The following is a 13,723-nucleotide window of genomic DNA, read 5'->3' on the forward strand; positions in this document are numbered from 1 at the left end:
CGACACGGCACCCAAAGCAGACGCCAAATCAATCATGATTTGTGACTTCAACAACTGCTGTGAACGTGCAGCCCAATCAAAGTCGAAGGTTGTCTGATTGTTTACAGCGATACGCTTACCTTTTCTCAGAACTTCATAATGACGCTCGTTCGCAAACTGGGTTTGCACAGAGATAACGCCTTCGCTGTAAGCATCCAGACCCAATTCATTAGCGATTTGAGTGCGGCTATCCATAGTTTGATAAGTGGTCACTCTCCATGGCTTTGCGTACAGTCTGAAAGTATTAACAGCAGTCACGATTGACGGCGTTAATTCAGGTGCACGCTCAAAGTCAAGGAAGCCCTCAACGATGACCGGCACGGTATCCGGCAGTTTTGGAGTGGTGGTCAGTGCATAAACGCCGGTATCGGTATTGATCGTTCCCCCGATGCTGTAACTCGTTCCAGCCACATCAATGGTGCCGCTTACGGCGGAATTGCCGGACCCGGTCGAATCAACTTCTTTCGCAGCAGGGATACCATTCACATAAACAATTGAGCGACCGCGCAGCAATTTGACGGTTGAGCCGCCAGCGCAGGTCTCGTCAGTGTCCTGAATCGAAGTCAACGCGCCGGTCACTGCGCCTGTACCTGAGTCCGGCATACTCTTATTCACGCGAGAAGATGAAATGTAGGAATCGCCCGAGTTAACGCCATCCAATGAACCGCCTTCAGCGTATTGACCAAAGGTATTGCCGGCGCGGTGAGACATGATCGCCAGAATACCCTCGTTTGATCCGATATCTGCAGGCAGATAATGAGCAAACGGGATTGCATCGCCCATCGCTGACAGAATCGCAACAACAGCGCGGTTAGGTTGCAGTGAGATTTGATCGTGGTGATTTGAATCAGCAGAATCAAGAGTCGGTAACTTATGTTGTCTGCGTGCCGTGTCGGTCGTGGCGTAAGCGGAATGAATCGCTTGCTCGATCACGTCAGCAGGCGCTTCGACTCCGTGCTGTGATTCGTACACGTTCACGCTATCCAGCAATGCTCGGGTAATGCGCGAAGAATCCTTGCTATCAACGTTATCCAAAACCACTTGAAGCTTCTCAGGAATCTTTACGCCAGTATTCTGATTGCTTGCCGTGTCGATAAAATCCATCGCAGCAGCGGAATCGAAAGTTCCAGACTTAACGGCATTTTCTTTCAGGTTATCAATAAACACTGCCACTTCCGCAGTCTTATTGTTCAGATATTCTTGATTTGTACGCTTGATGGTGGTCATTGTCTTTGGTCCTATGGTTTTATTCACACACCCGGACTAAAGACCGGGCAACTATCCTCGGAATCAATGCGCTAAAGCGCACTGACACCGATAGAAGCCCGTATTTTGAGAGTCTACAAATTTCTAAAACGTGGGTTTTTCCGCTTTTGACTGGAAATGCTTACTACTGGTGACTTGAGTAAAGGATATAGCCCGCAAGAAGGCATAGGGCTCGATATCAAATGCGATTCTTTTTATCCTGACTTCTCTTTAGAATCAACATTAAGATATTTCCTATCAAAAATTAGGAAATTTCGTACTATTTTTGTGGCAAATTAAATCCGTAGTAATAATCTTTTGCATTTTCTCATCATGTTATTTATTGATTAATTCCTTGAAGAAAGTAAATGAAGAAAGTAAATATAGATGAAGATGGTGCTTACAGTTTAAAACTAAATCAGGACGAAATTATTTTACTTGTATCCGGGTATATTCCATATATTGTCTGTGAAAAAGATCCTGAAATTCCTGAGGGTGAATTTTTGTGGATTCACTATGCACCCGCAGAAAATGACATTATTCCACCTATTATTGATCCATTTCCATGCCAAATTTTATCATGTGGAGTTTTTGCGAATCGGCTTCATTTTCTTACGCTTTCACCTATAGAATTTAATCTCGACTTCTTCGATCTAATCGAAGAATTTAGAGATAATATGAAAAAATCAGATAAAAGTGTCCGTTTCACCCTATGATAATAATCGCTTGCAGTATTATTCATAAGCCGTTTTTTGATCTGTACAACAAGGACACCCTTCACTTATGGCCGATCAGAGGCGTTCTGCGTTTTTACCAAAAATTAGAGCTTTATTTATATGAGCAATCAAAAAATGAATATAACCTTAAAAAATCTACATTGGGTTAACTATATCGAACCCCTACAGATGAATGATAATGATCGATCATTACTTCAGTCAAAGTGGCGTATTTTTTCTCGATTCAAATTGCTCGAAAATCGCATACACCAAATTATTAATCAGCTCTCTTGATCCTCTAACATTTTAATAAATTAAATATCAAGATCACCGCGACGATTAGCAACATAACGCATTGCGAACGGCGGAATATTGATAACCGTCTCCACATCAACAATCTCAAATGCCAGCTTCACATCATCAGAAATTACCAGGTAAAAAACATCGCGCTTTTTGATCGTGAAGTTACCCGGCATTCCTGTGGGCGCTTCGGGCTCGATCAGAAATCGGAATTCACCGGCGAAACCATTATTGGCATCCTGACGGTCCATCATGGATGATGCTGAGAACATTTCTGCCTGTAGCGCATATCCGATACCCACGAGCTCGAACGAAACATCTTCTTCATCATCAGCAGCCATAACACCGACTCCACCCAGGGTAGGCAATCCACCTGACATAGACTCTCCAACGCGATTAACGGTCTTTCTGAATACCTGACATTCCCATGTGTTCGGATGATTGATAACGATATTTCGCGTCATTCGATTAACCGCGCCTGGCACATTATTAAGCATGACTAACTGCCTCCTAGTTTTGCGGCAATCTGTTTGTCTGTCATATTGAATTTACGCAGCACCGCCAAGTCTGACGCTGATAGCTGACCTGATGCCAGAGCCGCTTCAATTTTTCTCGTGGCAACTGGCTTCCTGACAATTCTCTTTACCTTCTTTGCTGCATCATGAATGGCCTTCTTTTCTTTTGCTCTTGCACGCTCTGCCGCTCGTTGATCACTGGTCTTGATGCGCGTAGCGCTGGCTTTTTGTTTGTCGATATCCGCTTGCCGGGCATTGTGTTTGGCCGTGTTATCTTTTGAAGCGTGCAATTTCTCCATGTGTTTAGCAAGAAAATTAAGCACAATTCCCGATGATTCAACTTCAGCCATGACTCGCAGCACATGCTTGCACGCCACACCTTTAAGATTTGGGTTTCTTATTTTCGGGTATCCCATTTCCTTGCGACCAGCATTGAAGTTGCCTATGGTGCTGATATAACGGAACCAATACCGATGCCGGCCACAATCACAATCGAACGCGAGTTTTTGCTTTCTCAGCCAGTTGGCTATCTGCTTTGGAGATTTGCTATCCTTAGCCTTGGATGACATGAGACGATTGGCCGCTTCAGCGAATGCATTGAAACGCACTAAAACATGGTGTCGGTTTACATCGGAATCGGGTCCGGCATTGGTAATGAATCTGATATGACCATTCATGGCTGACGCCGGTACCGCCATAGTGATTTGCTTCTTGGCTCGATCCAGATCGGTTTCTGGTCCGGTCCCAGGCATCGGCCTGGAAGCGGCCAGATCGATTACTTGCCGGGCAGTTATTCCATCGCCATTAAAATTTCTTTGCGCTAACTTCATGTTATGACGGAATTGCGCAAGATCGCTGGTTGTAATTGGTCTTACCTGACCGCCCATGGTTGTCATTAGCACGCGACTTGCATCCCACTCACCTTGCACTTCATTCTTGGTAAGGATAATTGAACGCGGTGACTTTTCAGCCGCCTGGCGTTCGCGCAAATCCTCCCTGGCATTAGCCCTGGCTTCGCTGACGTGCCCCTTCAACCTGCCGATACTGGCCTTTATTTTTCCAAGTAATAAATTAGCCATAGCCGGGATTAATCAGCCCAGGTAGGCGAGAAATTTTCTCGATAGGCGCCAATAGACTCAAACCCGGTACGGCGCTTGATGGCGTATAGCTGGCTTTCAGTGGGTAGAATGATGCGTTTTTGCGGCAAAGCCTGATCGAACATATCCAGACCGGCAGCAGCCATGACAGCAAGATACTCATCACGGCGACCGTATACGCGCTGAGATACCAGAGAAAGGTCGTAGGCTTCATCGGGCTTTGTTTCGTAGAATATGGCCGTCTCCCATGGCTTAATGCTATCTGCAAAAATCCTGACTTCCTTGTAGAAATCCTTGGCGGCTACGGAATTGTTATCGATCATCGAATGATGGCCTCTATATTGTTACGATCTGGCCGCGCGACAAAGCCAGCAATTGCTCAGACATGCTCACAGCGCTTTCTATGGTTCCCGCTCTAATTGCATACAGGCAGGTAGCAAGAGCGGCAATCTGACTGCACGTCACTCCGTCAGCAACGCGAAACACCGGTCCTGAATTATCAATGCCGTCCTTTTCAATTGACGACTCAGGATTCGCGCGCGCAGCACGATCAGAGATAACCAGGCGAGAACTTTTGCCATCAACAGCAACGCCGGATTTTAAAGAGTAGAAAGCTGATATGGCCTGTTTGAGCTCAAGATCCTCGAACAAGCTATCGCGCGGTATGTCAGGGTCGTTGGTTAAAACCACGCAGTTTTCACGCCGCTCTGTTCTGTATTCAGCTTCTGCACCAATCACAAGAATGTTCGTGTCTTTGTATAAGGCAGAAAATAACGTACAAGCTCGACCGCCATATCCTGCGAACGTAGCCTGTATTTGCTGAATCATCTATGTCTCCGGAAGAGTTCACTAACCGGCATTGTCCAAACCGGCCACGAAAACACCAGGCAAATGAGGTTGTATGGCCAAAATGCAATCACTGTCATGACCACAACGCCTAGATTGCTGGCGATATCTGCCTTTTCATCATGATCTTTAAAACCAAAGTGCAATACAGCAAACAAGAAAACTAGCCCTGCAAGCAAGTAATAAGTAGCGACCTGCTTAATCAAGTCAATATCAATTTCGTAAATAATATTCATCGTTGAGTCATCCATAATTAAGTTACCGTGGTTTGTTTATTAATCGTTTTGGCATCAAAATCCACCTGATCAACGACTGGGTACCCGGAAGGATCGAGGGGATCTCCTGGGGTTCCTTTGCCGTCATTGGGTTCGTTGTCTGCAGGCGCTTTGAATAGAGGCGTGGATGCTTTTAGAGTGAGATCAACAGCCAGGATCGTAAGATTCTTTGCTTCCGTTTTTATGGCCATAGCAGGGGAATCACTGGATTCAATCTGTACCGGCCACATATCATCGAATCCGGCAAAAGTATATTGCGCATCAAATCTGCGGTTAGGTGCAGAATCAATGTATAAAAGGAATTGTGAAGCGAGTGATTTGGCTGTGGGCTCATCATGCGCGGCGAATACTATCTGCGCACGGATATCACCGGCAATCGCCTGAAGTTTAAACATGCGCCCCTTGGCATCATCCGGAAACGTGAAAAATACTTCCTCGGATATCTGCCGGGTGTAATCTCGTCCGGAGGGCACATAATCTTCGGCCACCGCAATAATAATGACCGGCATATCTACCGGGTTGGTTGGCGTGTTATCGACGTCCTCTCTCTGCCAGGCAGCCAGCATATCTTCAACGGCATCGACCATGCGCGATGGCGCCCATACGACACTTTTTGGTAATCCGCGAGCTATATACTCATTCAGAGACTTGGTAGTGGGCAGTATTTCGGCATAATATCTGCCCATATACTCGCCAAAAGCCTTTTTGACCGGCTGAAACATACCTCGTTTACCTCATGAACTTGTTAATCAATCGCCCAAACGTAGGATTAACTTGCTGTTCACTGACTTCCTCTTCGACCGGTTCTTCAAACTCGGGTAATTTTTCTATGGAGTGAAAATAATCACGGTCGTTTTGCAGTGTGTTGATGGGGTTCGTAGGCACAACTAATGGTGCCATTGCCACGGAATCAAGGATTGAGTTAGCGTCGATTCCCTTAGCGGCCAGAATCGACAGGAATTGTTCGTTTTCCGCCTGCAGTCGCTCGATAACCGCGTTGGTAGTTTCGCGCTCAGTATTTATACTGTCCAGCAGGATGATCATTGAACGCGCATGTTCTTCCTGCTCTGCTGCGTACACGTCGTCATAGGTAAGATCGCCGGTATTGCCGCTCAAAGCATCGTCAAGCGCAACACCTCTAAAGGAATTATCAAGAAAATTAGGCTGCAGAACGTAATCGAAGCCATAGAATTGTGGTCTCTTTTCATCGATTGCCGATGAGAACCCCCCTACTTTCTGGAAAAATAGTTTCTCTGCGACCTGCCCTGCTGCGGTATCCAGGAATTCAGCCTGATGTTCTACGATGCCGTCCATTGTTACCTTGAGGTGAGTGGTTATGAATGCAGGCTGCACTGGAACGTACTTGCCGCCATCTAAACCGCCTTCAGCCGGGTTCATTCCGAACCGGATTCTTGGGAAGTGGCCGTAGTAACCAATCATTCCTCTGGAAGCTACTGTTTCCTGGCACGCATCGCCATTAACGCTATCGAAAATCCTCTGGATATTGAAGTTACGCGCCTGGCCAGTGTATTTGCGGCCTCGCTCTTTAAGAGAGTATCGAATCATGGGTGTAGTAGTTGGCATAGCTGACTCCATTCGTTGAATTTCTTCAATAATGCCGCCTATGTGTCAGCAAACTAGCTGTGTTTTTCCGTATAAGCGCTCTTTCTGCGGAAAATGCGAGGTATTTCATGACGTGACACACCCTAATATCTGCGCATCATTTGCCTTCGTGTGACCTATGCCTATCTCAAACAATAAACTAACCAAAAAGCCTGGTTTACTCGCAAGCCTTGGAATACCGGGAAAGCGCTGGAAATCCGAATACCTGGATCCTGCTCAGGAAATCCAACCTGCAGATACTTTCCTATATGGATCGGGCATTACGACTGTCGCATCCTTGCTTGGATCTGGCAAAAAATCAGCCAGGTCGAGACAGCAAATCTACAACAAGTGGAGTGAAATGGAGTCTGATGCCGTTGTTTCATCGGCATTGAAACTCCTTGTCACATCAGCACTGGGTGGGCACGAAACAAACGGCGATATTGTATTTATGGAGACGACACCTGTTTCCAGCAAGGATAAAAGGCTGATGCGGATAGTTGAAGAGACAGCCGAGGAACTCCAACCTATATTCAACAGAATTGCGTTTCAGACCGCGTATATAGGTGCGGTATTTGGTGATGCCTATGGCCGCGTTTATACGGATAACCGGGGCGTGATCGATGTCAGCACCGATGAGATGGTCAGACCTCCCATGGTGCAGCCGTTCGAGCGCGGCAATCGCACGGTTGGTTATGCCGTATTTACAGGCAGGCGCAATTTTGAGCGGCTGGATGTGTCGCAAATGGCCAGGTTAAAAATGTCGCGCACACAATGGACACCTCAGTATGGAGTGGTTGAGAAATCACTCAGGATTGCCATTACCGAGGATGATCTTAACGAATTACCTCTCATGCCAAGCATGGCCGGTGGCTCGCTCTTGTATAACGCGGAGGAAGCGTACAACAACTTCAATTCAACGTTACTTGGCATGGTCAGTCAACGATGGAAGGCATCGCTTGATCACAGAATTGTCGGTTTGCAGATGCAGAACATGACCAAAGAGCAGCAGGACCGGTTTATGGCGTCAGTTGTTTCGATGTACAAGGACATCAAGGGTATTGTTGCCGAGGCTATAGAGAACGGCAGATCGATACCGGAAACGGTGACTTCAATCCTGCCGATGTACGCTGACAAGCAATTAATCTCAATATCCAGCGCGGATAAATCAACCATGCAAAGCATCATAATTGACGACGTGATGATTCATGCACGATTGCTGTCCGGCGCAATCGGTGTTGACCTGTCCATGCTTGGGTTTGCCGATCAATTGGCGGGTGGATTGGGTGAAGGTGGGTTCTTTAGAACATCCGCACAAGCCGCTGAGAATGCCAGAATGATCCGCTCATCACTGGCAGACATGTTCAACCAGATTATTGACATCCATACCATGAAGCGCTACGGCATTGTATTTAACGAAAGAGATCGCCCGTGGAGCATTAATTTCTTCGGTTCAATCTCTGCACTTGAAGCAGAAAAGCAGCGCACCAAAGCGGATTCAATGAATTCCGGCTTGCTATTGGTTCAGGCCATGCAAATGATGAAGGACATGGGCGCTACCGAAGAAATAATGGCTGAATTCCTGACCAAAAACATGATGCTGGATGACGATCAGGCTAAATTGTTTGCAACCATCGTGAAGGTAAAAGACGATCCAGGAGCAGATGGCGGTGGCTTTGGTGGCGGCGGATTTGGTGGCAACAAAGGCAACTTTGGCGGCGAAAATAACCAATAGTGAGCAGGCATGAGTTTATATAACAATGTAGCGCAATCACTCTCAAGAGGTGGCTTGACCGGCTCGGTAATCGGTAGCGCCAGTTCCATTACCAATAGCATCGGCCAAAGAGCCGCAAGCATGATGGGCAATGGCGAACTGGCCAAAGCAATCGGCAGTATTGGCGCCGCTACCGGTCGAAATGTCGTTATTAATCAGATCAACAAGCACATTCCTATCACGGCAAGACGCGGATTGAACGTTGGCGCCGGGGTTGTGGGCGATATCATGCGTGGTGATGTAAATGCTGCAGGTTTGCGCATACTCGATTCCGGGTTACTCAACAAACTTCTACCTGGCATGAGTGCTGCAGCTTCCCAGGCAATGTACTGGAACCGCCCTTCTCCCTTATTTGGCGGCATTACTCCAACGGAAGCACTGAGAATCTTTGAGACAATGCAATCGACAAGACTATCCAAGAAAAACTTATTCCTGATTGAGGCATCCAGCCGATTAATGGGTGACTGGGTTTCCCCCTGGCTTAATAAGTTCGCAACAGAGATTGAGTACGCCCCGTATATCGTGGGCAGCGAAAAACATAGAACGGGCGGCTCGACTATCGATTCAGTTCGCACCGGCGATCCCGTTGAAATGCGTATTTCCACCATGGATGATCAGTTTGGCACCATAAAGAAGTGGTACGAACTTCACCACAGCAGCGTCGTAGCTCAAGATGGTACCGTGGGTTTGCCGTCAATGTACGCTATCAAGTTCAACATCATTCATTCATTTGTTACCCGAGAAAGCACGCTGTATGGAGCGTATGAAAGCATCGGATGGTTCAGGCCGTCTAATCTTGAAATCAGCCTGTCCAGGCGCGAAGATGCTATGGCAGAGGTGCAAATGACATTCTCTCAAATAGATACGTTCATAAAAGCATAGGAATCTGACGATGGCGATTAAACATGACAATCAGGGCTTTTTGATTGGGGAATCCGTTGATCTTGATAAAACCTTCGGGCTGTGGAATGAAATCAGGGAAGATTTGCGTGCAATCCGCGCGGCTCTGACCGGTAGCAGCAAGGGCGACTCAGCGGCACCGATAGTTCGGATTAAAAAGCCACTACCGGATGCACCGGCCAAGCCCCAAGTAGCTACCCCCCTAGCTTCACCCCTAGCTAGCAGGGTTATTAAGTCATCTTCAGCAAGTCTAATAACCAAGCCACTCCGCGAGGACTTGGGGGAGCGTAAATTTTCGCAACTAGCTAGTCCCCTTGAACGAAAGGCCATTACTCGTAACATCCGAACCGAAAAAACATCAGCCAAGAAAGAAGGTGGCGAGGGCATTAAAAGTGCTGCGCCAGCAAACAGAAATACCACGACTGGGCGGTTTGAAAGAAAAAATGGCACCGGGAATCGAGGCGACACGGATGATAGCTTTGAGAGTTCTGTTTACGCCAATGAGGAAGGCGGTAGAGCTCTGAGTTCTGCGGCTAACAAAATAGTTGATGCAATTGGGAATATTGGTGGAGGCATGGAGGATACTGATCCTACCATCAAGGCATTCAATGAGGTTTCTCAGCCGTTGTCACGCGGGTATGAAATGCTATCAATCGGCAACAGTATCGATGAGAAACGCAAAGACCGTTGGTTTCGCCGCATTTTTGGTGAGTTAAGGCTATTCCGTAAAGATGAAACGTTATTCAATAAAGCGGCCAATAAAAGCCTGAAAAACATTGAAGAGACGACAGAATCATCAGGTGGGCCTGATAGCGGTAACAGTAGCTGGCTAATGAGGTATGTTTTGCCTCTGGCTGTACTGGCCGCAGGTAGTATCGCTACGTTTACGAGCGGATTCGGAAAGAAATTCGTGGACCAGTTCTCAAACGCTCACAACAAAACGATGGAGACGATGCGCCGCCCACTCGACTTTATTAGCGAAAAATTAACCTCATTCATTGAGAGTGTCAGCGGCAAGATCGAGTCGGCCTGGCTCACATTTACCGGTTTCGTTAAAGATAAACTGGGCGTCGATCTTAATAAAACATTAAAACCGGTTGCTGATAAAGTAAAAAGCGGGTACCAGGCGGTAAAAGGTAACGTTTCGTCAGCAATTAAGCGTGCATACGATACTGCAGAAGCCGGTGTAGGATCCGCTCTGGAAACAGTTATGCCCAAAGGCTACCGACACAGAGCAACATTTAATGGCATAAAAGGCGGCGACAAGCTGGCCAGTCATGGAACCTATACTGACGCGGAAGCGCAACGTATACGCGCATTAAAAACCAGTTCGGCCAATACTTCGGCAAACTTGCCGCGTGGAATGCCACCTGAGATCCAGGCAAAGATCGCGGCTCAAGCAAAGAAACATGGGCTCGACCCGGTTATGATGCAAAAAATAGCGGCCATGGAAAGCGGAGGCAATCCGAACGCCATTAGTGAGACTGGCGCCATCGGATTATTTCAGTTCACAGGAAGAACCGCTACTGGCGTAGGCATTAAGAATCGCTTTGATGTTGATCAGAACATCGAGGGCGGCATGAAACTGGCGGTGGAAAACATGAACATGCTCAAGAAGCAGGGATTGCCGATCACGCCAGAAAACATCTACATGATGCACCAACTAGGACCGTCTGCAGCCAAGGAAGTGATTCAAGGGGCTGAAAAGGGACTTTCAAAGCGTGATTTATCCCAAAGCACGCAATTCGGCATTGATAATAACTACGGGAAAAATAGCGCAACCGCCGCTGAGTACATCGATGCCAACAGAATCGCCTTGGATAAGCGCTACGCTTCAGTGGTTGGTGCGTCTATACCGGAAACCAGCAACTCATTGGCATCGCCGGTGAGTTTTGATCCAGCCAAAACGGTTTTTGCACCCGCACCAGGCATTCCGTCAGTGTCGTCATCCATACCTTCGATACCGGATGCCCCGCCAATTATTGCGCCAGTGGGAAGTATCACTGGCAAAAAAGACTCAAATAACGTGGTAGCAAAACAGGAAGTAGGACAGGATGTAAGAGATAGGCGAATTGCTCATATTGTTACGGGTGGGTTGAGTTCTTAGATTGCACATACACCGTGACCCGATAAGCAAGAACTCAAAGCAGATTATTAAAATAACGATAATTAATTCTAGAAAGTCGATGAAAATGATTTTCAAAAGTATTCTTTATAAAAAGAAATAAAAACTGAAAGAAATTGAAATTCGGGCAATAATTTATCAAGAAGTTTTCAATATAAGCTACTGTGTTAATAAATGCCAAAATTTAATTTAATCAAACAGGCAAGAGTACGAATGTTTACCTCTTGGTAAAGTGAAATGTTAATAAGCTTGTTTACTCAACCTAGAGAGCTCATGCATTTTTCTTTTGGCAAAGTCTTGGAACCTCACTTCTATATTTGTTAATAGCCAGAGCAACGGAACCTGCGAATTCATCCACTCTTTTAATGCCTGCCTTAAATTCCTGAATTCTTTCCTTGATTGCAAGATCAGGTTCATCGGGGGTGAGCATTAGGACATAATTCTGATTTTCAAGCCGCATATGAGAGATAATTCTGCATGGAAACGGATAAATAGGCGGCAGAATGTCATTTGTTTTTGGTTCATAATAAACCCATAAACATTCATCATTTGGTATCTCTGGATCATTTTCAAAAACAATACAGGGCATCTCTCCGGATAGAATCATGAAAACTTCATCTTGATTCAGGCTTACACTGTAAATACCATTCAGATAATTTATTGTTTTCATGATCTCACCTTTAAGATTAACAAATCAGCGTAACTACATGAAATTAAATATACTGAAAGCATATGGCAAAAACTAGTGAGAATTTTCTGATTTTTTTATAAGTGAAATCGCTAACTTGAAGATATATTGAAGCTAAAATATGTACATCGCAACACTACTGTGTCGACAATTACCTCCTTTAGGCGTCTATTTTTTTACGCAGAATGAAAGCGCGAATACAGTTTGTGGTGTGTTGGCGAAATTTCAAATTTTTTCAAAATTAGCTACTATTAAAAAGGTAAAAATATTCTGATAATCTTTCAGGTGTGCTTAAAACCAAACGCTTGATACAAGCACGAGATACAAGATCTGTTCTTCTAAGTAACTCTATGTCTTAGCCATTCACACAAAGAATGAGAATATTTCAATAACTCTTATTACTAATAAATCTGCGATCAGACAAGGTGTCAATACGCATGACGACCAGGTAAATTATCTACATAAACCATCGTGAGGACCTTAGCCCGTATACATCAAAAATGAGGTTCATCCGGCAAGTACATACTTTCTAATTTAACCGACAAGAACGTAATTAGTTTCATGCAGCGCTATAATTTTAAGTTTGAAGAACTCCATATCTCTGAAACCATAGACCATTGACGGATGTACCGATTAAAATCCAGCCGCAACTGCTTGCGGCAAATAATCTGAAATTGTGCCAACGGCAACAATTTCTCCTGTTCCATCAGTTCCCCCGTCGTAATAATAAATAATGCCGTCTCTCTCTCCGAGAGCGTCACCATTTGAATAAATTCTGGCGTAATAGCCCTGAACATCAGCTTGCGAATTCTGATGTTCAGGGAACAGATTAGTGTATGCGCTTTCTCCCCAATTAAATATTCTGTCGGTATCAGTATCACTTAGTTGCGAAATTTGTTGCACGGCTGTATCCATATCACTACTCACAACAAGCAGATAATTCTTGTGAATTAATTCTTGCTCCCATCCTGGTTTTATGAAAAAAATACCTGAATATGGCGCTGTCCACTCGATAATTACATCTAATGAATGCTTCTCTCCATTTTCATCGTGAAGTAAATCGGAAAATATAATCTCTGCTGCACTATCGCTATCTTCCGAGTTAGTTGCTATGGCGTTTCCTGATCGATCATACAGCCTCAGATAGGGATCAAAGAAGCTGGTATCAAGTAGACTATATGTTGCTCCTTCTGTGGCAAAGAATTTGTATGTGGGGTCAAATGGTGCCTGGGTAGTGCCAAACACCATCCCAGATAGATCATATTTAGGAACTCCCGAAGTAGGAGTTAGTGGAATAGTTATTGATGAATTTATTTCGTCATGGTTGAGTTTAGGTATATTGTCTATTATTGCATCAGCCATATTTTATTCTCCTTTGCATATTATTACTGCTTCGTAAAAATCAAACTGAGGTGTCCTGCTCAGCTTGAATTGGTATAATATATTTGTTCATACTTGTTTATCTGAAACAGAGAAACAAGACATGCAACATTATAATATAATATAATTACATACTGCAATTTGCTTCGAGACTCCAGGCGCACCTCTCTATCATCCAGGTAGTTTGAATTTGACGCGTTCCAACTTGTCTCGCATCAACG

Annotated in this window: 14 protein-coding genes; 4 read left to right on the forward strand and 10 right to left on the reverse strand. The window is 45.3% G+C overall.

Going from position 1 to position 13,723, the window contains the following annotated elements:
• Nucleotides 1-1,266: hypothetical protein (locus C7H79_RS15040; RefSeq protein ID WP_106708111.1), on the reverse strand; the 1,266-nt coding region annotated here is incomplete at its 3' end.
• Between the two features lie 386 nt (nucleotides 1,267-1,652).
• Here C7H79_RS15040 and C7H79_RS15045 point away from each other — a divergent pair.
• Nucleotides 1,653-2,000: a hypothetical protein gene (locus C7H79_RS15045; RefSeq protein ID WP_106708112.1), complete on the forward strand. Its 348-nt coding sequence runs from the start codon at nucleotides 1,653-1,655 to the stop codon at nucleotides 1,998-2,000.
• A gap of 314 nt (nucleotides 2,001-2,314) precedes the next feature.
• Here the strand turns inward: C7H79_RS15045 and C7H79_RS15050 are convergent, their stop codons facing one another.
• The 7 genes from C7H79_RS15050 to C7H79_RS15080 are packed head-to-tail and all read right to left on the reverse strand — an operon-like array spanning nucleotide 2,315 to nucleotide 6,617.
• On the reverse strand, nucleotides 2,315-2,797 hold the full coding sequence (locus tag C7H79_RS15050; RefSeq protein WP_106708113.1) for a hypothetical protein: 483 nt from the start codon (nucleotides 2,795-2,797) through the stop codon (nucleotides 2,315-2,317).
• Nucleotides 2,798-2,799: 2 nt separating this feature from the next.
• Nucleotides 2,800-3,894: a hypothetical protein gene (locus tag C7H79_RS15055; RefSeq protein ID WP_106708114.1), complete on the reverse strand. Its 1,095-nt coding sequence runs from the start codon at nucleotides 3,892-3,894 to the stop codon at nucleotides 2,800-2,802.
• Between the two features lie 8 nt (nucleotides 3,895-3,902).
• Nucleotides 3,903-4,235 (reverse strand): hypothetical protein, encoded by a 333-nt coding sequence (locus tag C7H79_RS15060; protein WP_106708115.1) that lies wholly within the window; start codon nucleotides 4,233-4,235, stop codon nucleotides 3,903-3,905.
• Nucleotides 4,236-4,248: 13 nt separating this feature from the next.
• Nucleotides 4,249-4,740, reverse strand: a complete 492-nt coding sequence (locus tag C7H79_RS15065) for a hypothetical protein (protein WP_106708116.1) — start codon at nucleotides 4,738-4,740, stop codon at nucleotides 4,249-4,251.
• Entirely contained in the window at nucleotides 4,737-4,994 is a 258-nt protein-coding gene (locus tag C7H79_RS15070) for a hypothetical protein (RefSeq protein ID WP_106708117.1), read from the reverse strand. Before C7H79_RS15070 ends, C7H79_RS15065 begins: the two co-directional genes overlap by 4 nt.
• Before the next feature lie 17 nt (nucleotides 4,995-5,011).
• A complete protein-coding gene (locus C7H79_RS15075) occupies nucleotides 5,012-5,755 on the reverse strand; it encodes a hypothetical protein (RefSeq protein WP_106708118.1) in 744 nt (247 codons plus the stop codon).
• 7 nt (nucleotides 5,756-5,762) lie between these two features.
• Nucleotides 5,763-6,617 (reverse strand): hypothetical protein, encoded by an 855-nt coding sequence (locus C7H79_RS15080; RefSeq protein WP_106708119.1) that lies wholly within the window; start codon nucleotides 6,615-6,617, stop codon nucleotides 5,763-5,765.
• A 157-nt stretch (nucleotides 6,618-6,774) separates the two neighbouring features.
• Between C7H79_RS15080 and C7H79_RS15085 the strand changes: the two genes are divergently transcribed.
• Genes C7H79_RS15085 through C7H79_RS15095 form a run of 3 tightly spaced genes read left to right on the forward strand, consistent with a single transcriptional unit; the run spans nucleotide 6,775 to nucleotide 11,416 of the window.
• Complete coding sequence (locus C7H79_RS15085; protein ID WP_197714652.1) at nucleotides 6,775-8,370, forward strand: hypothetical protein; 1,596 nt, start codon at nucleotides 6,775-6,777, stop codon at nucleotides 8,368-8,370.
• A 9-nt stretch (nucleotides 8,371-8,379) separates the two neighbouring features.
• Complete coding sequence (locus C7H79_RS15090) at nucleotides 8,380-9,291, forward strand: hypothetical protein (protein WP_106708120.1); 912 nt, start codon at nucleotides 8,380-8,382, stop codon at nucleotides 9,289-9,291.
• A gap of 10 nt (nucleotides 9,292-9,301) precedes the next feature.
• Nucleotides 9,302-11,416 carry a transglycosylase SLT domain-containing protein gene (locus C7H79_RS15095; protein ID WP_106708121.1) on the forward strand — a complete coding sequence of 705 codons (2,115 nt, stop codon included), beginning with the start codon at nucleotides 9,302-9,304 and terminating at the stop codon, nucleotides 11,414-11,416.
• Between the two features lie 289 nt (nucleotides 11,417-11,705).
• Here the strand turns inward: C7H79_RS15095 and C7H79_RS15100 are convergent, their stop codons facing one another.
• Both C7H79_RS15100 and C7H79_RS15105 read right to left on the reverse strand, forming a co-directional pair.
• The gene (locus C7H79_RS15100; RefSeq protein ID WP_106708122.1) at nucleotides 11,706-12,104 is read right to left on the reverse strand and encodes a hypothetical protein; all 399 of its coding nucleotides are present in this window, start codon (nucleotides 12,102-12,104) and stop codon (nucleotides 11,706-11,708) included.
• A gap of 651 nt (nucleotides 12,105-12,755) precedes the next feature.
• The gene (locus C7H79_RS15105; protein WP_106708123.1) at nucleotides 12,756-13,484 is read right to left on the reverse strand and encodes a hypothetical protein; all 729 of its coding nucleotides are present in this window, start codon (nucleotides 13,482-13,484) and stop codon (nucleotides 12,756-12,758) included.
• Between the last annotated feature and the right edge of the window lie 239 nt (nucleotides 13,485-13,723).

The organism is Nitrosomonas supralitoralis (assembly GCF_003011925.2).
Classification (GTDB): Bacteria; Pseudomonadota; Gammaproteobacteria; order Burkholderiales; family Nitrosomonadaceae; genus Nitrosomonas; species Nitrosomonas supralitoralis.

Excerpts from the sequence above, each read along its gene's own strand:
- C7H79_RS15045 (WP_106708112.1), top strand. The coding sequence starts at position 1,653 with ATGAAGAAAGTAAATATAGATGAAGATGGTGCTTACAGTTTAAAACTA.
- C7H79_RS15050 (WP_106708113.1), bottom strand. The coding sequence starts at position 2,797 with ATGCTTAATAATGTGCCAGGCGCGGTTAATCGAATGACGCGAAATATC.
- C7H79_RS15055 (WP_106708114.1), bottom strand. The coding sequence starts at position 3,894 with ATGGCTAATTTATTACTTGGAAAAATAAAGGCCAGTATCGGCAGGTTG.
- C7H79_RS15060 (WP_106708115.1), bottom strand. The coding sequence starts at position 4,235 with ATGATCGATAACAATTCCGTAGCCGCCAAGGATTTCTACAAGGAAGTC.
- C7H79_RS15065 (WP_106708116.1), bottom strand. The coding sequence starts at position 4,740 with ATGATTCAGCAAATACAGGCTACGTTCGCAGGATATGGCGGTCGAGCT.
- C7H79_RS15070 (WP_106708117.1), bottom strand. The coding sequence starts at position 4,994 with ATGAATATTATTTACGAAATTGATATTGACTTGATTAAGCAGGTCGCT.
- C7H79_RS15075 (WP_106708118.1), bottom strand. The coding sequence starts at position 5,755 with ATGTTTCAGCCGGTCAAAAAGGCTTTTGGCGAGTATATGGGCAGATAT.
- C7H79_RS15080 (WP_106708119.1), bottom strand. The coding sequence starts at position 6,617 with ATGCCAACTACTACACCCATGATTCGATACTCTCTTAAAGAGCGAGGC.
- C7H79_RS15085 (WP_197714652.1), top strand. The coding sequence starts at position 6,775 with ATGCCTATCTCAAACAATAAACTAACCAAAAAGCCTGGTTTACTCGCA.
- C7H79_RS15090 (WP_106708120.1), top strand. The coding sequence starts at position 8,380 with ATGAGTTTATATAACAATGTAGCGCAATCACTCTCAAGAGGTGGCTTG.
- C7H79_RS15095 (WP_106708121.1), top strand. The coding sequence starts at position 9,302 with ATGGCGATTAAACATGACAATCAGGGCTTTTTGATTGGGGAATCCGTT.
- C7H79_RS15100 (WP_106708122.1), bottom strand. The coding sequence starts at position 12,104 with ATGAAAACAATAAATTATCTGAATGGTATTTACAGTGTAAGCCTGAAT.
- C7H79_RS15105 (WP_106708123.1), bottom strand. The coding sequence starts at position 13,484 with ATGGCTGATGCAATAATAGACAATATACCTAAACTCAACCATGACGAA.